The sequence below is a fragment of the Providencia sp. PROV200 genome, assembly GCF_049901995.1.
GTDB lineage: Bacteria > Pseudomonadota > Gammaproteobacteria > Enterobacterales > Enterobacteriaceae > Providencia > Providencia rettgeri_E.
In genome coordinates, this window is record NZ_CP096307.1 from 3,463,061 (window position 1) to 3,478,479 (window position 15,419).

The window sequence follows — 15,419 nt, forward strand, 5'->3', positions numbered from 1 at the left end:
TTCATTCAGTTATCTAAATAGCGGAATAACCCCTTGGGTCTGCCGGCCTTGATAATCCATTGGCGTAATTGCAACGGGTAATTGGTACAGCTGTGACAGGTTTTTTTCCGTTAAAATGTGTTCAGTTTCACCAAATAAACAACCGCTGCCGTTAAATAACAACAGTGAATAATCAGCAATATGCAGCGCATGTTGTGGATAATGACTCGTAAACAAGATAGTCATTCCGCGGTGTATGGCTAAGTCACGTAATACGCTGAGCACACTGTCTTGGTTGGCGAGATCCAATGCGGATGTCGGTTCGTCAAGGATCAGGATTTCTGGTTCACTGGCTAATGCTCTCGCAATCATGACCATCTGTTTTTCTCCGCCACTGAGGCAGTTAAAAGGCTGGTCCGCAAACTTGCTTATGCCTAAGTACGCTAAGCACTGCTCTACAATTTGGTGATCTTTTTCATTAGGTGAGGCATACCAAGGCAAATGACGAATACGCCCGAGACTCACCATTGTGCGAACAGAGTAATGAAACAGTGAACCACTAAGCTGTGGAACATAAGCCACCGGTGCATTCAATAAAATATTGCCCGTTGCCCCTTTTTGTAAGCCGAGTAAGAGCTTTAATAAGGTTGTTTTACCACGGCCATTTGGCCCTAAGATTGCGCCAATACTGCCTTTTGGTTGCCGAAAACTTAAGTTGGTAAATAATTGGCGTTGGGCAATGTTGAAATTAAGGTGTTCAACTTGGATCATAAATCGGCCACCTTTTTATTTAATGTGTGGATAAGTAACGCAAAAATGGGGGCGCCGATCAGGGCGGTGATCACACTCAATGGAATTTCTGCATTGGTCATACTGCGTGCGAAAGTGTCAACAGCCACCATATAAATCCCACCAATGACGGCACTGGCAGGCAGTAATATTCGGTGGTCATGCCCTACTATTAATCGTGCAATATGGGGAACAATTAGCCCTACCCAGCCAATAGTGCCGGATACCGCTACTGTCGCACTGGTGATCAAAGTAACGCTGAGTAACACCGCCCAACGGGTTCTATTGATTTTCATCCCTAAGGCTTGTGCATTTTCTTCCCCAAGGGACAGCACATTGATACGAAAACGCAGCGCAAAAATAACCAAAACACAGACCAGCACAACCGGAAAAACAATATTGAGTTTGAGGTAAGACGCACTGGCAAAGCTGCCCATAAGCCAAAAAACAATGGTTTGTAACGTGTTGTTTGGGTCTGCAAAATAGGTAATTAACGAAATTAATGCAGCAAAAAAAGCATTAATAATGACTCCAGCAAGGATCAACATTAATAGCTGGCTGCCTTGGCGATTCAAACCAAGTAAAAAAACCAGTACGATAGCCAACAACCCACCGATGAAAGCGAATGAAATGGTGATAACTAAAGAGGAAAATAATAAAATGGCTAAAGCCCCGCCGAGTGCGGCCCCTGATGAAACACCAATAATTTGTGGCCCAACTAATGGGTTACGGAAAATACCCTGCAAAGCCGCCCCCGCAACGGCTAACCCCGCCCCTGCTGTACCGGCTATCAGAACACGGGGTAAACGTACACTCAGTACAACATTTTGTTCTGTACGACTATAGTCCCCCATCATTTCGTTACCCAAAATGGTGTCATAGAGAATATGCCAAACCGCGGAAAACGAAACTGGGTAGCGGCCACAGCTGAGTGCCAAAACGAAAGTCAACAATAGGCAAATAGCGAAAACAAGCCAAAGATATTGGGGCCTACGCATGCGGTTTCCCCATTAAAGAAAGATAGTGTTGGCTGTTTTTGTTCATCTCCATTTGTAATATGCCGTCTATTTGCTCATCCGAAACGTCATAACCATAAAGTTGCTGATATCGCAGGCGAATTTCTTCCCTCAATGGCATTTTCATCGTTTCTGAGTGAAAAATCATCGATAACCATTGCCAGTAGAGTGGGGTTTCTTGGTTTGGTGCATCCCAGATAAAACCACCAATGGGGAGCTTATACACGCGCTGGTTTTTCACTGCGGTGACTTCACTTAACATAGGATTACGATAAACGTCAGCTGGCGATAACCCCTCTTCGAAATTACCCAACAGAATAATGTCAGGATCCCAAACCAGAATTTGCTCAATATTAAGGGTTCTTGGCCCAGTTAGGTCACGATTTAAACTCACCCCTCCCGCCAGAGCAAAATCCGCATTGTTGTGCGATGTTGAACCAAACGTTTGAATGCTTTGATTAAAATGTGAAAGATATAAAACTCGTGGCTGTTCAGATTCAGGAATTTTAGCGGTGGTTGCCGAGAGCGTATCGACAACTTGTTGACGCCACTGGATCATTTTTTGTGCTTTATCATTATGGCCAAGTGTTTGCCCCATTAAACGGATCCACTCTTGCGTATAGCTTTCTTGCCCATAATCGAGTGTTGCGACTGTCAACCCCGCATCTCGCATTGGTGAGATAATGTCATCCCCTCGGTGTCCCCATTGCCATACCAGATCGGGCTCGACATTAAGTAACGCTTCAATATTTGGCGTGAAATTGTTCCCCACAACATTTGAATTCACCTGTAAAACTGGCGAAAACATTTGGCTTAGCATGCCATCCCGAGCGGCAACCTTTGCAAAAGGGTGCATTCCGACTAATTTTTCACTGCTTTCATCCAGACCAACTAACATCGAAGCGGCAGGGATCGGGATCACGACAATACGTTTTGCAGGGGCTGACAAATGAATTTCATCACCCGACATATCTTTGAAATCAACGGCTTGTGATGCACTTGCATTGGTCATCCCACCAATAGTTAGAAAAACAGCGGCGAGTCTAAAAGCATTATTTATCATAGGGTTATTCAGCTCTCTGCTAACATCTCAATTGATAATGTGTATGATTATCATTTATACTTAGGCCATTCTAAGACGACGTAAGAGGATGACCTATGACATTTGTCAAAAACGTTTTCCCCCATACACAATCGCTCAATGCCCTAAAATCGTGCTTGCTATTTAATGGGGTGGAAGATGAAAAACTGGCATTGCTGCTGGAAAATTGTGGCCATATTCGCTTTAAAAGCGGTGAAATTCTGAATCATGAAGGGGAGCCATTCAAACATTGCCCCCTAATGATAAGCGGGCAAATCGAGGTGTACCGCCACACTTATCTGGGCGAGGAAAAAATTTTCGGTTTATTTTGCACAGGGGAAATCGTTGCCATCGCCGCGGTTTTTATGCCGCACAATCGCTATCCGATGAGTTTACGAGCGAAAACCGACGGTGAAGCCTTGCTACTCGATAAACGCGATATTCTGCGGTTTTGCCATGCTTGCCCACAGATTATGGAAAAATTACTCATGCGTTTTAGTAGCAAACTGTATGAAAACATTAACCATATCGATTGGCTAACCTCAAGCTCTGCTGAACAACGATTAGCCGCTTATATCCTTGATTTAAAACACAAGCAATTGACTTCAAATATTATTTTGCCTTTATCACGAGGCCAGCTCGCGGCTAAATTAGGCATACGTTACGAAACACTCAGCCGGTTGGTTTCTGGCTGGCGGCAAAAAGGGTTTATTGATATCGAAAAAGACACTGTGCATATCCATAATGAAAACTACTTAACGCAATTATCTATTTCTGCACAGCGTCCATTTTAGGCATAACGCATTAACCAAGATTAATGCGTTTATTTATTATTAGAAATTATAGGTTACGCCACCATTCACATTAAACCCCATACCGGGGAATAAGGTACTGTCTTTTGCGGTGACAGTTTGGTTAGCAACCGATGTTGTCGCATAACGTTCATCCGTTAAATTATCCATCGACAAATACACAGACCACTGTTCTGTTGGCTTATAACTGCCTTTAAGTCCCAGAACGGCATAATGTTTACGTTTTTGAATATCAAGGTTGTTTTGGTGGTCAACTGCCATATCGGTTGGCGCCCAATGAATATTCGGTCCAACACTCCAGTCCCCAATTTCATATAACACCTCGGCAGCGACAATATTGCGTGGAATACCCGCGATATAGTTGCCATTATATTCTCCGCCCATAAAGCGAAAATCGTTATAAGTCCAAGAAACTCGGTAATTAATATCTCCCGGCCCTGCGCCAACGCGTCCCGCAAGCCCTGCTTCTAAGCCTTGATGGCGCGTTTTCGCGGCATAATTAAACACGCCCACAACAGTCCCCGCACTGTCATAAGTGGTGATATACTCATCTTTAATTTGGCTACGATACAGCGCTAAGTTCCATTTCAACCCATCCGTGACATCCCCTTCCCCTCCAATTTCATAAGTGATGGCTTTTTGTGGTGAAAGTTTCGTCAATTTTCCATTACTGGAGTTAATAATTTCCCAAAATGTCGCTGGTTCTTCACTCGCACTGATATTGGCAAAGTAGCGCTGACTTTCTGTTGGGCGCCAAATAACACCCGCTTTTGGTGTCCAAAATGTCCAACTTTGGTCTAACGACAAATGGCTTTGCCGTTTTTCCACATCACGGCGTGCATGCGTGCCTTTGACATCTAAATTAACTGTCACGGTTGGCGTAATATGTAAATCCACCCCAACACTGCCGTAGAGGTTTTCAGCTCGCCCGTCATATTTGCCTATTTTTGTTTTGTCTGCGGGTGTCCCTTTACGATTTTGCATTAATTCGGTTTGTAGGGTCATTTGATCCCAAGCAAGTGCCGTGCGGTAAGTAACGGGTTCAGTCTCAATATTGTAGGTAAATTGCAGTCCTTCACTGTGGCTGCGACTAAAGCGGTAGTATGCGGGGGTGATAAAATTATCATGGGTACGAATGTGCCAAACTCCTGCGCCAATCGCTTGGTTATCCACTTGCCAGTCAGAGCGGTTAGCCACTCGCAATTGCTCAACATTACGGTGTGGGTCACGCAACCATACCATCGGGTACACATCCGTTGGGTTATTATTTAGTACCTCTTCAGAAACTGGCCCCGCAACGTCAAAGCGAAAGTCTGTCCAGCTCAACCAAGTTCGGTTTTCAAAGTTATCGGTCACATAGCCAAAGTTGCTGCGTAACGTTTTACGTTGGGAAGCGGAGTGCTTGCGATAACCATCAAAATGGTCATAAGTGAAATTAACACGGCCATCAAATACCCCATCGTCAGAAACACCGCCGAAAGCAGTTTGTAACCCTTCACGCCCATGGGAGCCATACTCATAGCGTAGGCGGCCTTGTTCATTTCTGCCTGTGTAAGAAAGGACGTCGAGCTCACCACCGAGGCTGTTGCTTTGTGGGTTTAGGCTATTTGCACCACGGCGCACACTCACCATCCGCGCATCACGCATTTCTAAGGTACTGATATGAAAACTGCCATCTGCATCCGTTGCAGGTAAACCATCTTGGAGCAGCAACACACCACGGGCAAGCGGTGCACTTTGCACGCCTGAGCCACGAATATTCAAACGTGGCTGGTCAATCCCCCCAAAGAAATTTTGGATAACCAACCCTGGCTGGTAATCAAGAGCATCTTGTAAGGTCGCAAGGCGAGTCTCTTTTTCGATAACCACTAAATTTGTTCCGCCTGCCACTTTTTCGAGTTTATCTTTTTCTTGCTGTTCACTCGGTACCAAGCGGCTTTGCCCTGTTGAAGACGTGACGATCAGTTTATCTGCTGTTACTGCTGGTGCAGCGAACACAATTGGTGTCGCCAAAGATCCGATGCCTAAAGTGAGTGCAATACAATGCGCCAATTGGTGCCGTTTTAAACGATAAGACATATATTCACCCCAATAATAGTAATGGTTATCATTTTCATTTGAGGGATTTAAAATAGAGGATGGGAATTGATATCCCTATGACATTTGTCAAAAATGCCTAGAGTGAACTTCGTTTTCAGGCTAATCACACATGTAATTAGCCAAGTGGCACTTTAAGTTACTGTGGGTATCAAAGAATTAATAACCCATTTTATTTCATAGTAGTGTATTCGCAGTCCAAATACGGCTACACACTTTCTCTAATAACGCTTTGTTATGGCTAAAAATAACCATTGTTAGTGGTCGCTCTTCGGATAATTTCACTAACAACTGCCAAATCTCTTTTTGCAAATTAGCGTCTAATTGTGCGGTGACCTCATCGGCAATTAAAATTTTTGTTCGCGGGTCAAGGGCTCGCAGTAACGCAATTCGGGCGAGTTCACCACCGGATAACTCACTAGGTCGCCTTTCTAACCAAGTAGGTTTAATTGAAAACTGATCCAGCCAATCTGCATCCGGTTGCCATGCATCAGATAAGCTCGCCCCTACGGTACGGTATGGATTAAAACTTTTTTCAGGGTGCTGAGGGACTAATTGAACAGGACAATAACCCTGCTGAGGTAACGGTTTCCCTTCAAACAAAATGGTTCCTTGGGTTGCATGCTGCCACTGAGCGAATACTCGGCCTAACGTAGTTTTACCAAAACCACTGGGGGCAGAGATCCCAAGGCGTTCACCGCTAGTCAGTGACATGCTAAAGCCATCCCACAGCCGTCGGCCACCTTGTTCAATGCATAAATTATTTACTTGGAAAATAGGTTCAGTGATACTCATTTACTTGCCATAAATTGATGTTCTGGTAACGCATTCCACAACGACTGCAGCCATTGACCACCACCACCTTGTTGTAGCTTTTGGCTACTTAACACGTCTTCTAACGCTCCGTTACGCAATAAGGCAATACGGTCAGCAAAACGCACTGCCATGGACAAATCATGGGTGACCCATAAAACACCTCGGCCATCGTGGCAGAGCGATTTAATGTTTTCGAGTAGCTGCATGGCATGGTCATCATCCAGCCATGATGAAATTTCATCCGCTAAAATATATTGCGCGCGCGAGAGTGTCGCACTACTGGCGAGTACCCGTTTAGCCATTCCACCGGATAACTGGTTTGGGTAGCTATCTACCAATGAGCCTTGCAGATTATATTGCTGTAAATGCCGTGCGACATCGTGCATTTTAATATGCTGCCCACTTAACACAGCGGCACGTTCTAATTGTGGGCCGATACGAATTAACGGATTAAGCGCATTAACCCCTTGAGGGATATAACATAATGCGTTTCCACGATGCTGAGCTTTGTTTTGTTCAGTCAGCTTTTTACCATTAAGGTGAATACCGCCACGACAGCGCATATTATGGGGAAGCAACCCCAAAACGCTCTGTAATAACAAGCTCTTACCTTCTCCGCTCCCACCTACCAATGCAACCATCTCACCGGGCTGAATATCCAATGAAATCCCTTGCAGTAACGGCGACCAACGTTTACGCCCTAACCAACGAAATTGCGCGACATCCACGGTGAGATTATCAAGACTCAACATACGGCCCCCTTCAACCATAACTGTTGTAAGGCTTTGGCGAATTGGTCAAATAATAACACTAACCCAACTAAAGCAACGCCAGGGAAGACCACCAGCCACCACGCTCCTGTGCTGAGATAACGCAATGCATCAGACAATAAAATGCCCAGTGAGGGCTCATGGGGCGATAAACCAAAACCTAAAAAACTTAATGCTGCGCTGTGTAATACTGCGTGGGGAAACATTAATAACGTCCCGACCATCCATTGCGGCAAAATCATGGGTAAATAGTGATAGCGCCAGCGATAAAATGCACTGTTACCAATACGTTGAGATAACATAATGTAATCTGACTGGCTAACTCGTTGTAACTCCGAACGTAAAATTAAGGCGAGTTTTGGCCAATGCGTTAGTGCAACCGCCCAAATAACCCCCATTTTTCCGCCTCCCAACGTGAAACAAATCAATACCAGCAATAAAAGATGGGGTAATGCCAACATGGCATCAATAATACCACGTACCATATAGTCCATGGCTTTGCTTATTGAAGATAATCCGGCCATAACAAGCGCAATAAAACCACTGGTAATGGCCGCCATAAGGCCGATTTGCAAGCTGGTTGCCACACCTTGAAAAGTTCTGGCAAATAAATCACGCCCTAAATTATCTGTCCCAAATAGATGTGCCCACGACGGTGGCAATCGCCTATCGAGTAAATTCATTTCAATATCATTGAGGGAGAGACCAAACGCATAGATACTGACGATGACCAATAAAAGCAATGAGAAAGCTAACTTAAGCAAAGCACGATTCGGGTTATATGTCATGACGACCTCATCACTCCCTTATTCACTTTTTTTAGCAAGCTGTCGGCTATCGTATTGCTAAAAAATATTAGCGCAGCACATAACATCACGATCCCCATCAACAAGGGAATATCTCCACGTAACCCTGCATCAATCGTCGCCTGACCTAAGCCTGGATAGGCAAATACTTTTTCTGCTAATAATGCCCCACTCAATAATTCACCAATAGAAGCAAACTGCAAACAAATTGCGGGGGTGATGGCATGCTTTAGGACATGAAAGCCTATCATCGACCAGCCTTTATCTCCTTGGGCTTGTGCATAATGAATAAATTCACTGCTCATCACCTCAACCACTTTGGCACGTGTATGCAATGCGATATTGCCGACGCCTAACATACCCAACGCAATGACAGGTAAAACCAGATGATGAAGTTTTTGTGAAAATGTTGCCGTTTGCTCATCCAAGCCTATCGGCCAAGCACAGCATATCGGCGCCCACTGTAATGTCACCGCAAACAGAGACAACAACAGTAAACCCACCCAAAAAACAGGAATTGAAGCAAGTAAATAGCATAACGTTGAAATAAGTTTGTCTGGCCAGCGGTTTAAATAACGCCCCGCGACCAAACCCAACGCAAAACCAACAACGCCAGAGAACAGCCAAGAGCTAATAAGTAGGGCTAAAGAAGGCACAAGGCGGTCAGCAATCACTTGAATTACTGGGGTATTATAGAGCATGGAATAGCCCAAATCCCCCTGTAAGACTTGTGAAAACCAGCGCCAGAACTGAACCCACAGTGGTTGGTCAAGCCCCCATCGAGCAGCAATGAGCGCATATTGCTCAGGGGGTACGTGCAGTAAGTCATTGCCGATATAGGCTTTTATTGGGTCGATAGGCGAGTAACTCAGCAGGATAAAAATTCCTGCTGCCGTTACGGTTAATAAACAAATAAATCGCAATAAAAGCCCAAGTGCGGTTCGCATTACTGACAGGTCCACGCCCATTCATCGACATTATTTAACACTGACCAAGAGCCGTGAATTTCAGGGGCACTGGTGCCTAAATCAACACAATTATTCAGTAAATAAATATGTTGCAGGTTCATCAACCAAGCCCATGGGGCATCACCTTTAATACCCACCCCCGTGTTACCGTTCCAATCCACTTGTTGCCATAACGGGATCGCTGCGTCTTGGTCAGCTTGCGCTAACGCTTTTTCAATCAATTGATCGACTTCAGCATTTTTATAATAACCCGGGTTGTAAAAGCCAACACCCGCAGCCTTGCTGCTGTAATTATGGACAATCTCCATCGGGTCTAAGCTTCCCCAACCAAACAGTGTTGGATTCGCATGCATATTGAGTTCAACGGTTTCCCAGCTCCCCGATTTTAAATCCATTTCGATACCAATGGGTTTTAAACTTGAACGGATTGCCTGAGCAAGGTCTCGACGTGTGGTATCACCACTGGCATACCATAAGGTTAGCTTAGCCACTTTACCGTCTTTTTCCCTTAAGCCATCTTTGTTTAGCGTCCACCCTGCCTCTTCTAAAATGGATTTCGCTTTCTCAAGATCGCCATCTTTAAAAGCAGAGTCTGGGTTATTCCATGGCAGCCCTGCAACACCGGTATAAGCTGGCACCGCAAAGCCTTCCAATACGGATCCTGCTAATAGTTTACGGTCAAGTGCATAGTTAATCGCTTTACGGACAGCAACATCTGAAGTGATGTCGTTACCAATAGGGTTACCTTGGGCATCTTTACTGCCCGCAGGTGGAATTGGGAAAGAGATACCGCGATTTTCCACACTATAGCGTTCAACCAATTTCATATTTTTCACATTATTGGCATTTGCCGCTACCGCAGCGGGAATACGGACGATTTCCAGTTGATTGCTTTGTGCCGCAGCAAAGGCCGCATCTTCATCAAGGAAAACAAAGACCATTTTACCAAAATCATTTTTTGGCCCTGCATAATATGGATTTTGCTCAACAATCAGTTGCTGCCCCGGTTGGAATGCGACTAAACGGTAAGGGCCTGCACCAATCGGGTTATGTGCGTAGGTTTTCGCATCATATTTATCGGCACAAACAATTCCTAACGAGCCTAATACATTCACAAAAGTACTTTGTGGGGAAGATAACGTGATTTTTACGGTGAGAGGGTCGATTTCCTCTGCTTTGGCAAAGTTGCCCATGTCCACCTTGCCGCCACTGGCTGCGGCATTGTTATAGGTAAAAACCACATCTTTGGCGGTTAATGGTGAGCCATCGGAAAATTTTAAGCCTTTTTTCAGTTTGAGCGTCCATTGTTTACCATCGGCATTATGTTCATAGCTTTCAAGCATATAGCTATGCCATGAAAGATCCGCTTTTTGTTTCAGTAATGGGCTATGCAACAGTAAATAACTACCGTGGCTCCACCCAAGCATTGGGTCAAAACCTTCAGTGGGCTCTGAGCCAATGGCTAAACGTAAGGTTTGTGACTGAGCAGGCTCTACCGCTTGTGCTTGCAGTGTAAGCCCCATCAGGCACACGGCTGCAACGATATTTTTAATCATACATCCCTCTATAGACAGGTTTTATTTTTTATTTCAAATCATCAATGTCGTTATTGTCATTGATGCCGCTATCGGTGAGATATTCACTATGTGTAAGGTAGCAAATATGAGTTATATTAAATTTAACGTCCTGATTGCTAGGCGCTATATCAAGAGAACCTCGAATTTAATCAAGAAACGGTAAAAATTGAGCCCCTGTTTGACCTGCCTTAACAATTACCCATCAATTTCTTTGTCAAATTCAATCGGGTTAGAGTGCAAGGACAAATTGGTAATAAAATTCGGGTCGTTCGACTGCCTTGATTGCAACCGAAATTGAGAAGGCGTCATATTATATTTTCGCTTAAAGACATCACAAAAATAAGCATTGCTTCCAAAACCGCAGCGGTGACTAATTTGAAAAACAGAATAATTTGAAAAGGTTAAAAAATTCAGCGCCATTCCCATTCGCACATCGAGTAGTAATTGGCGAAAAGACACCCCTTCACGGCTCAAATGACGGCGTAAAGTGGATGGCGTGGTAAATAACGCTTTCGCGACATCCTCTAAGTGCCATTTTTTTTGCGGTTCTTGAGTGATCAAATGGGTAATCGCTTGATTTTTCGGCTCATCATAATTGAAGCGAAAAAGATTTAGAATATCGATACCATCTTGATATATCGCCATTAAAATAAAATATAGGCTCTGTCTCATTAGCAATGCTTCTTGGGACTCACTCTGTTTTTTTAATGGTAAGCATTGTTTTAATAAACTAAAGTTATCTCTCACGGTTTCTGGGGGAGACACATGGTAAATGGGTTGGTGGCTAGTCAGAGGCGCACCCGACTTCATTAAGGTCTTCAGTAATAAAAATACCGGTTGTAATTCATCTGCCGACATCGACAATGTGTGCAATTCAAGCGGCTGCTTCACGGTATTACACACAATATTGCAAGAAACTTGACTATATTTAGGAATAATTAAGGTGACATCGCTTTCAATTTCAATGGATTGACCGTTGATCACAACATTTCCTTTCGCGCCCGTCAGCATGGCTATCATCGCATTTTCAATATAAAACGCTTTTAACACCATTTGGCTTTCCGAAAGAAAAAATTTATATTCCATAATCTCTATAAACTGCCGTTAATGTCAGAATGACTTCCCAAGAAAAGGGATTGTTGAATCGATATAAAGTCACGTCGTAAAACATCTCAACCCCATATCAGTGCGGCTGAGAATATAGTCCTGTTACGCTGAAATCGCAATATAGATATACGCTCATTTTTTACTGTTATTTTGATGGTTGTTATATTTTCTAAATAAAATGCTGTTTAATTGAAAGGCAATTTTCGATATAAGGTGTAGAATCGCGCGGCAGACACATGCAGCCGATAACGCTGCATAATAATAATGATTTTGGTATTCACTCACACCCTACCCTACTTGCATTAGCTTTTACATCATAAGTACCCAATTTTTGTTAGGGGTATAGCTAAACATGTTCGCGTATTTTTAGTTGACTAAGTTGCAGGAGAAAGTATGTCTGATTTTTCAGGATCAGGCTGGTTAGCTGAAATCTTTTTACGATATGAACTAAAACGTGGCGTCACCCGCTTAACGGATAAACAACATATCGGCCCTTTAATGGTTCAGCGGTCATTCTACCCCGAGCAAGGCATTGCACACACGTATTTACTTCATCCACCCGGTGGCGTTGTCGGGGGGGATAAACTTCTTATCAATATTGATGTTCAACCACATGCCCATGCGTTATTGACCACGCCTGGAGCAACAAAATTTTATCGCAGTGCGGGCGGTGTTGCGCGGCAAGTACAAACCTTAACGGTGGCACCTAATGGGTTCTTAGAATGGTTGCCTCAAGAAAACATTTTTTTCCCTGAGGCGCAAGTTCACATAGAGACCCATGTGCGGATCACCAGTTCATCAAAATTTATCGGCTGGGAAATCCAGTGTTTAGGCCGCCCTGTATTAAACGAACAATTCGACAACGGCAATATTCGGGGGCGCTTGCAGTTTTATATTGATGACAAGCTCACCTTGGCGGAATCTATCTTTATCAATGGTTCTCAAAAACAATCGGCCGTCATGCGTGAGTTTCCCATGTTCGGCTCTTTATATATCTACCCCGCCAGCGATGAATTGAAAGCAGAACTTCAAGATAGCTTAGCCTGTTTTTTCTCTACCGATGTTAGGCCGCTTGAGTATGGGCTAACTGATGTGGACGGTATTTTAGTTTTGCGGCTATTAGGCTCTCAAACCGAGCCAATAATGGCCTGTTTTGCCCATATTTGGCAGGCAACAAGACAATACTGGTTAGGTTATTGTCCTGAGCCACCGCGTATTTGGGCAACGTAAACGTTTTTTAGGAGCAAAAAATGGAATTAACCCCAAGAGAAAAAGACAAATTATTACTTTTTACGGCAGGTCTCGTCGCAGAAAGACGCTTAGCCCGTGGATTAAAGCTCAATTACCCTGAGGCCGTCGCGCTAATCAGTTGTGCGATTATGGAAGGCGCCCGTGATGGTAAAACGGTTGCCCAGTTAATGAGCGAAGGTCGAACCGTGTTAACAGCAGAGCAGGTCATGGAGGGGGTGCCAGAAATGATCAAAGACATCCAAGTGGAATGTACATTTCCTGATGGCACAAAGTTGGTTTCTATCCACGACCCAATTGTATAGGTGGCAACATGATCCCCGGTGAAATTAAAGTCAATCAAGATTTAGGTGACATCGAACTCAATGCAGGTCGAGAAACCCAAATAATCCTCGTTGCAAATACAGGCGACCGCCCGATACAAATTGGCTCTCACTACCATTTTTACGAAGCAAACGAAGCGCTAAAATTTGCACGTGAAGGCACGCTTGGGTTTCGTTTAAACATCCCAGCGGGAATGGCTGTTCGTTTTGAGCCCGGACAGAGTCGCACTGTTGAGTTAGTCGCATTTAGCGGTAAAAGAGAAATTTACGGTTTCCATGGCAAGATCATGGGAAAATTAGAGAGTGAGAAATCATCATGAAAACCATCTCACGGCAAGCCTATGCGGATATGTTTGGCCCAACAACGGGTGACCGCCTACGCTTAGCAGACACAGAATTATTTTTAGAAATTGAAAAAGATTTTACGACTTATGGTGAAGAGGTCAAATTTGGTGGCGGTAAGGTCATTCGTGACGGTATGGGACAAAGCCAAGTAACCAGCGACCAATGCGTTGATGTGATAATCACCAACGCCATTATTCTCGACCATTGGGGCATTGTTAAAGCCGATATTGGCATTAAAAATGGCCGCATTGCGGGTATTGGTAAAGCTGGCAACCCTGACGTGCAGCCGAATGTCGATATCGTGATTGGCCCCGGTACTGAAGTGGTTGCAGGCGAAGGTAAAATTATCACCGCGGGTGGTGTTGATACCCATATTCACTTTATTTGCCCACAACAAGCTGAAGAAGGCTTAGTGTCTGGCGTCACCACCTTTATTGGTGGAGGAACCGGCCCTGTCGCAGGCACCAATGCCACGACCGTCACGCCGGGTATTTGGAATATGTACCGCATGTTACAAGCCGTGGACGAGCTGCCGATTAATGTCGGTTTGTTTGGCAAAGGCTGCGTGAGTAAACCCGAGGCTATCCGCGAACAAATTGAAGCGGGAGCTATCGGATTGAAAATCCACGAAGACTGGGGTGCGACCCCGATGGCTATCCATAACTGCTTGAATGTGGCTGATGAAATGGATGTCCAAGTCGCCATCCACTCCGATACATTAAACGAAGGCGGTTTTTATGAAGAAACCGTAAAAGCCATCGCTGGGCGCGTGATCCACGTGTTCCACACCGAAGGTGCTGGTGGCGGCCATGCCCCTGATGTGATCAAATCGGTGGGCGAGCCCAATATTCTGCCTGCGTCAACTAACCCAACCATGCCATACACCATTAATACCGTTGATGAGCATTTGGATATGTTGATGGTTTGCCACCACTTAGACCCATCTATTCCTGAAGATGTGGCTTTTGCTGAGTCCCGTATTCGCCGTGAAACCATCGCCGCTGAAGATATTTTGCATGATATGGGCGCCATTTCAGTCATGTCTTCGGACTCACAAGCCATGGGGCGTGTTGGTGAAGTGATTACTCGTACTTGGCAATGCGCTCATAAAATGAAATTACAGCGCGGAACTTTAGAAGGCGATACACCAGAAAACGACAATAACCGCATCAAACGTTACGTGGCAAAATACACCATTAACCCCGCTATCGCCCACGGCATTGCCCATGAGGTTGGGTCAATTGGAAAAGGAAAACTCGCGGATATCGTCTTGTGGGATCCCGCCTTTTTTGGCATTAAGCCTGCCTTGATCATGAAAGGCGGCATGGTCGCTTATGCCCCTATGGGAGATATCAACGCGGCTATCCCAACGCCTCAACCTGTGCACTACCGCCCAATGTTTGGCACATTAGGTAAAGCCAAATACCAAACGTCGATGATTTTTATGTCGAAAGCGGGTATTGATGCCGGCGTGCCTGAAAAACTCGGTTTACAGAGCAAAATTGGTCGTGTGGAAGGCTGCCGAAATATTAGTAAGGCATCCATGATCCACAATAGTTATGTGCCACATATTGAGCTGGATCCGCAGACTTACATCGTAAAAGCCGATGGTATTCCATTAGTTTGTGAACCTGCGATTGAGCTGCCAATGGCACAGCGTTACTTTTTATTCTGACCCCCGACGA

Annotated in this window: 15 protein-coding genes; 5 read left to right on the plus strand and 10 right to left on the minus strand. The window is 44.6% G+C overall.

Going from position 1 to position 15,419, the window contains the following annotated elements; all coding sequences use genetic code 11:
- Positions 1-9: 9 nt before the first annotated feature.
- From M1E86_RS15820 to M1E86_RS15830, 3 genes are read right to left on the minus strand one after another with little or no spacing between them, the layout of a single operon-like run.
- Positions 10-750, minus strand: coding sequence for an ABC transporter ATP-binding protein (locus tag M1E86_RS15820; protein WP_213913072.1), 741 nt, complete (start codon positions 748-750; stop codon positions 10-12).
- On the minus strand, positions 747-1,766 hold the full coding sequence (locus tag M1E86_RS15825; protein WP_213913073.1) for a FecCD family ABC transporter permease: 1,020 nt from the start codon (positions 1,764-1,766) through the stop codon (positions 747-749). The genes M1E86_RS15820 and M1E86_RS15825 overlap by 4 nt, the downstream gene beginning before the upstream one ends.
- Positions 1,759-2,847, minus strand: a complete 1,089-nt coding sequence (locus tag M1E86_RS15830; protein ID WP_319862170.1) for an ABC transporter substrate-binding protein — start codon at positions 2,845-2,847, stop codon at positions 1,759-1,761. The genes M1E86_RS15825 and M1E86_RS15830 overlap by 8 nt, the downstream gene beginning before the upstream one ends.
- 95 nt (positions 2,848-2,942) lie before the next feature.
- Here M1E86_RS15830 and M1E86_RS15835 point away from each other — a divergent pair, with 95 nt between their 5' ends.
- Positions 2,943-3,659, plus strand: coding sequence for a Crp/Fnr family transcriptional regulator (locus tag M1E86_RS15835; RefSeq protein ID WP_213913075.1), 717 nt, complete (start codon positions 2,943-2,945; stop codon positions 3,657-3,659).
- Between the two features lie 39 nt (positions 3,660-3,698).
- On the opposite strand, the gene M1E86_RS15840 is transcribed toward M1E86_RS15835, so the two are convergent.
- The 7 genes from M1E86_RS15840 to M1E86_RS15870 all read right to left on the minus strand — a co-directional run bounded on the left by M1E86_RS15840 (position 3,699) and on the right by M1E86_RS15870 (position 11,764).
- A complete protein-coding gene (locus M1E86_RS15840) occupies positions 3,699-5,756 on the minus strand; it encodes a TonB-dependent receptor family protein (RefSeq protein WP_319862173.1) in 2,058 nt (685 codons plus the stop codon).
- Between the two features lie 195 nt (positions 5,757-5,951).
- Entirely contained in the window at positions 5,952-6,551 is a 600-nt protein-coding gene (locus M1E86_RS15845) for an ATP-binding cassette domain-containing protein (protein WP_213913129.1), read from the minus strand.
- 14 nt (positions 6,552-6,565) lie between these two features.
- A complete protein-coding gene (locus M1E86_RS15850) occupies positions 6,566-7,342 on the minus strand; it encodes an ATP-binding cassette domain-containing protein (RefSeq protein WP_213913077.1) in 777 nt (258 codons plus the stop codon).
- Positions 7,336-8,148, minus strand: coding sequence for an ABC transporter permease (locus M1E86_RS15855; protein ID WP_125890365.1), 813 nt, complete (start codon positions 8,146-8,148; stop codon positions 7,336-7,338). Before M1E86_RS15855 ends, M1E86_RS15850 begins: the two co-directional genes overlap by 7 nt.
- Positions 8,145-9,113: an ABC transporter permease gene (locus M1E86_RS15860; protein ID WP_125890366.1), complete on the minus strand. Its 969-nt coding sequence runs from the start codon at positions 9,111-9,113 to the stop codon at positions 8,145-8,147. Before M1E86_RS15860 ends, M1E86_RS15855 begins: the two co-directional genes overlap by 4 nt.
- Positions 9,113-10,657, minus strand: a complete 1,545-nt coding sequence (locus M1E86_RS15865; RefSeq protein ID WP_285316157.1) for an ABC transporter substrate-binding protein — start codon at positions 10,655-10,657, stop codon at positions 9,113-9,115. Before M1E86_RS15865 ends, M1E86_RS15860 begins: the two co-directional genes overlap by 1 nt.
- Before the next feature lie 249 nt (positions 10,658-10,906).
- On the minus strand, positions 10,907-11,764 hold the full coding sequence (locus M1E86_RS15870) for an AraC family transcriptional regulator (RefSeq protein WP_248466993.1): 858 nt from the start codon (positions 11,762-11,764) through the stop codon (positions 10,907-10,909).
- Between the two features lie 447 nt (positions 11,765-12,211).
- On the opposite strand from M1E86_RS15870, the gene M1E86_RS15875 reads away from it, so the two are divergent.
- Genes M1E86_RS15875 through ureC form a run of 4 tightly spaced genes read left to right on the plus strand, consistent with a single transcriptional unit; the run spans position 12,212 to position 15,409 of the window.
- Positions 12,212-13,048 (plus strand): urease accessory protein UreD, encoded by an 837-nt coding sequence (locus M1E86_RS15875; protein ID WP_125890369.1) that lies wholly within the window; start codon positions 12,212-12,214, stop codon positions 13,046-13,048.
- Between the two features lie 20 nt (positions 13,049-13,068).
- Positions 13,069-13,371 carry an urease subunit gamma gene (locus M1E86_RS15880; protein ID WP_004908484.1) on the plus strand — a complete coding sequence of 101 codons (303 nt, stop codon included), beginning with the start codon at positions 13,069-13,071 and terminating at the stop codon, positions 13,369-13,371.
- 8 nt (positions 13,372-13,379) lie between these two features.
- Complete coding sequence (locus tag M1E86_RS15885; RefSeq protein ID WP_213913079.1) at positions 13,380-13,709, plus strand: urease subunit beta; 330 nt, start codon at positions 13,380-13,382, stop codon at positions 13,707-13,709.
- Positions 13,706-15,409 (plus strand): urease subunit alpha, encoded by a 1,704-nt coding sequence (gene ureC, locus M1E86_RS15890; RefSeq protein WP_102137871.1) that lies wholly within the window; start codon positions 13,706-13,708, stop codon positions 15,407-15,409. Before M1E86_RS15885 ends, ureC begins: the two co-directional genes overlap by 4 nt.
- The last annotated feature ends 10 nt before the right edge of the window (positions 15,410-15,419 follow it).